Raw genomic sequence first — 3,769 nt, forward strand, 5'->3', positions numbered from 1 at the left:
CTGGAACACATGATGTTCAAGGGTACGGATAAATACGGACCCAACGAATTTTCTAAAATTATTTCCGAGAATGGTGGCCGGGAAAATGCGTTTACCGGCCAGGACTATACCGCATACTTTCAACAGCTGGAAAAAAGTCGCCTGCCCATTTCCATGGAACTGGAAGCCGACCGCATGGCTAACCTGAACCTGAGCGCAGAAGAATTTACCAAAGAAATACAGGTAGTTATGGAAGAACGGCGCATGCGCACCGACGACAAACCCAAGTCGAAAACTTACGAACAATTTAATGCAACCGCCTACGTTAACAGCCCCTACCACCACCCGATTATTGGCTGGATGGACGATTTGAAAAATATGACCGTGGATGATGCACAGAAATGGTACAACGATTGGTATGCGCCGAATAATGCCACACTCGTGGTAGTCGGTGATGTCGATCCGCAGCAGGTACTGACACTGGCCAAAAAACATTTCGGAAAAGTTCCCGCGGGCAACGTACCCAGAGTTAAACCACAAAAGGAAATTGAGCAAAAGGGTATTCGTCGCATCGTGGTTAAAGAACCGGCACAACTACCTTATATAATCATGGGATATAAAGTACCCGTGGTAAAAACCGCAGAACATGACTGGGAGCCCTACGCCCTGGAAATGTTGGCCCATGTGCTGGACGGCAGTGACAGCTCCCGTTTCACTAAAGAATTAATACGCGGCAAAGCCGTAGCTGCAAGCATTGGCGCAGGCTATGACCTGTTTAGCAGACTGGATGAGCTGTTTTTATTTGATGCGACACCAGCACAAGGCTTCACCGTGAAAGATATGGAAAAAGAAATTCGAGAACAAATAAAGCGTCTGAAAACTGAGCCAGTGAGTGAAAAAGAGCTCGATCGCATTAAAAACCAGGTGGTTGCCAGCAAGATTTACGAGCAGGACTCCATTTTTTATCAAGCTATGCAGATGGGCACCCTGGAAACTGTGGGATTAAACTGGCAATTAATGGATGAATTTGTAGAACGTTTTCGCGCCGTGACTGCTGAACAAGTACAGCAGGTTGCTCAAAAATACCTGATCGATGACCGCCTCACGGTCGCGGTACTTGACCCTCAGCCAATCAATAAAAAAGCAATAGCCGGTAATCATGGGGGAGCACAACATGCGCACTAAACTAATTCTGCTTGTTAGCCTGTTCATCGTCAGCCAGCCCCTGTTGGCAGGTATAAAAATTCAACATTGGACCACGGAAAATGGCGCGCGAGTGTATTTTGTTGCAGCACCGGAATTGCCTATAGTAGACATGCAAGTCATTTTTAACGCGGGTGCCGCACGTGACCAGGATAAGGCCGGCACTGCAGTGTTAACCAACGCGCTGTTGTCGGAAGGTGCCGGAGAGTTAACTGCGAATCAGATTTCAGAACGTTTTGACGAACTGGGTGCCCGTTTTAGCGGTACCGCCCAGAGAGACATGGCAAACTTGTCCTTGCGTAGCTTATCTGAAGAAGCCGTCCTGAGCCCGGCATTGCAGACCTTGTCGCTGGTGCTCAGCCAGCCAACATTTCCAAAGGATGCTTTCGAACGCGAACGTAAACGGATGCTAGTTGGTATTCAGCAACGCAAACAATCGCCCGGTGCGCTTGCCGATGAAGCCTTTTATAAAGCCGTCTTTAAATCTCACCCGTATGCCGTCATGCCATCAGGTTATGAAGATACTGTGGAAGCGCTGACGATTGATGATTTAAAGGCTTTTTACCAACGCTACTATGTTGCCTCCAATGCAATCATTGCGATCGTAGGCGATCTGGACCGTACCAAAGCAGAGCAGGTAGCCATGGAGATTGTTGGAAAATTACCAAAAGGTGAACCTGCTGAGGAGTTACCAGAGGTAGCGGCTATACCACAACCTACTACTGTCAACGTCGAACACCCTTCGGCACAAACCCATATATTGCTGGGACAACCGGGAATGAAGCGAGGAGACCCCGATTATTTCACACTCTATGTAGGAAACCATATGCTCGGGGGCAGTGGATTGATTGCGCGATTGAGCAATGAAATCCGGGAGAAACGCGGCCTTGCTTACAGTTCCTACAGTTATTTTCTTCCCATGCAACAATATGGACCGTTTCAGATTGGCTTACAAACTCGCAGCGATCAGGCACAGGAAGCGCTAAAAGTAGTACATGAAACAGTCAAGGCGTTCATTGAAAAAGGACCCACCGAAGAGGAATTAATCGCCTCTAAAAAGAATATTACTGGCGGATTCGCTTTGCGCATATCCAGTAATAAGAAAATCCTCGGTTACATAGGCATGATTGGATTTTACGGCCTGCCACTGGATTACCTTGACACCTTTAATGATAAAATTTCGGCGGTAACCGTGAAAGACATCCAGGATGCCTTCAAACGGCGCGTCAATCCCGACAAAATGGTGACAATACTGGTCGGAAAGCAGTAATTCCCTCGCAATCATGCAAGACACAGCGCAATGCTGTGTCTTGCCAAGATCTGATTACCCCTCCCTGAACAAATCGGTATAATAAGCCGAAATCACACTATATAATCCTCAAACTGGGTGCAATGAGTCACTATGAAAAAAGTACAATTAAAAATTCTGGATGACCGCATCGGTACAAATATACCGTTACCTGAATACGCTACCGATGGTTCTGCTGGCATGGATTTACGTGCCTGTATAGACGAAGCCATCCACATGCCACCGGGAGCAACCGAATTGATTCCTACCGGTATTGCAATTCATATTAATGACCCTGGACTTGCGGCAGTGTTATTACCCCGTTCGGGATTAGGCCATAAGCATGGCATCGTCCTGGGAAATTTAACGGGACTCATAGATTCCGACTACCAGGGGCAATTGTTTGTATCATGCTGGAATCGCGGCAACACCGAGTTTACTGTCAATCCAGGCGAACGCATCGCACAAATGGTCTTTGTACCCATCGTCCAAGCTTCTTTTGAAATTGTGCCGGAATTTGATGACAGTGAGCGTGGCGCAGGTGGATTTGGTCATACCGGCCGCCACTAATAACTATATAATTTGCCAACCTATTTTTAAATTGAGAACACCATGTCAGCGCAATACAAATCCACGCCCATCGAATCCTCCATATTTAAAGCTTACGATATTCGGGGCATCGTTAATGAAAGCTTAACCGAAGACGCCATCTATCAAATTGGCCTGGCTTTTGGCAGTGAAGCCGCTGACCGCGGCGAGCAAAAGATTTATGTCGCGCGTGATGGTCGTTTATCCGGCCCCGCTTTAATAGAAGCGTTTACCCAGGGATTACTGGATAGCGGGCGAGATGTTATTGACGTGGGCATGGTGCCAACACCAGTGCTTTATTTTGCCGCGTATCAGCTTGGCAGCGGTTCCGGTGTAATGCTAACAGGAAGCCACAATCCACCGAATTACAATGGGCTAAAGATGGTAATCGGTGGTACTACGCTATCTGGCAATGATATTCAGGAATTAAGCAAACGAATTGAAAATAAAAACTTCACCAGTGGCGCGGGCAACCGTGAAACCCTCGACGTGGTCGACCAGTATATTGAACGCATTACCGGTGATGTAAAGCTCACTCGCAATATGAGAGTTATCGTAGATTGTGGCAATGGTGTGCCAGGTGCCGTAGCACCACAGCTATTACGCGCATTGGGGTGTGATGTGACAGAAATGTTTTGCGATGTAGATGGAAATTTTCCCAACCACCACCCCGATCCCAGCAAACCGGAAAACTTGCAGGATTTGAAAAAG

At 47.3% G+C, this 3,769-nt stretch carries 3 protein-coding genes and 1 pseudogene; all 4 read left to right on the plus strand.

What is annotated here, in order from left to right; all coding sequences use genetic code 11:
• A partial coding sequence (locus tag ACWVCM_RS06915) for a M16 family metallopeptidase (RefSeq protein ID WP_455200995.1) occupies positions 1-1,164 on the plus strand: 1,164 nt, incomplete at its 5' end.
• On the plus strand, positions 1,154-2,452 hold the full coding sequence (locus ACWVCM_RS06920; protein WP_455200996.1) for a M16 family metallopeptidase: 1,299 nt from the start codon (positions 1,154-1,156) through the stop codon (positions 2,450-2,452). The genes ACWVCM_RS06915 and ACWVCM_RS06920, both read left to right, overlap by 11 nt.
• 132 nt (positions 2,453-2,584) lie before the next feature.
• Positions 2,585-3,040 carry a dUTP diphosphatase gene (dut, locus tag ACWVCM_RS06925; RefSeq protein ID WP_455200997.1) on the plus strand — a complete coding sequence of 152 codons (456 nt, stop codon included), beginning with the start codon at positions 2,585-2,587 and terminating at the stop codon, positions 3,038-3,040.
• A gap of 42 nt (positions 3,041-3,082) precedes the next feature.
• Positions 3,083-3,769: pseudogene (locus ACWVCM_RS06930) on the plus strand (phosphomannomutase/phosphoglucomutase); the annotation flags it as partial.

The sequence above is a fragment of the Kaarinaea lacus genome, assembly GCF_975902315.1.

What these genes read in the sequence shown, in the direction of transcription:
- ACWVCM_RS06920 (WP_455200996.1), top strand. Translation starts at nt 1,154, where the DNA reads ATGCGCACTAAACTAATTCTGCTTGTTAGCCTGTTCATCGTCAGCCAG.
- dut (WP_455200997.1), top strand. Translation starts at nt 2,585, where the DNA reads ATGAAAAAAGTACAATTAAAAATTCTGGATGACCGCATCGGTACAAAT.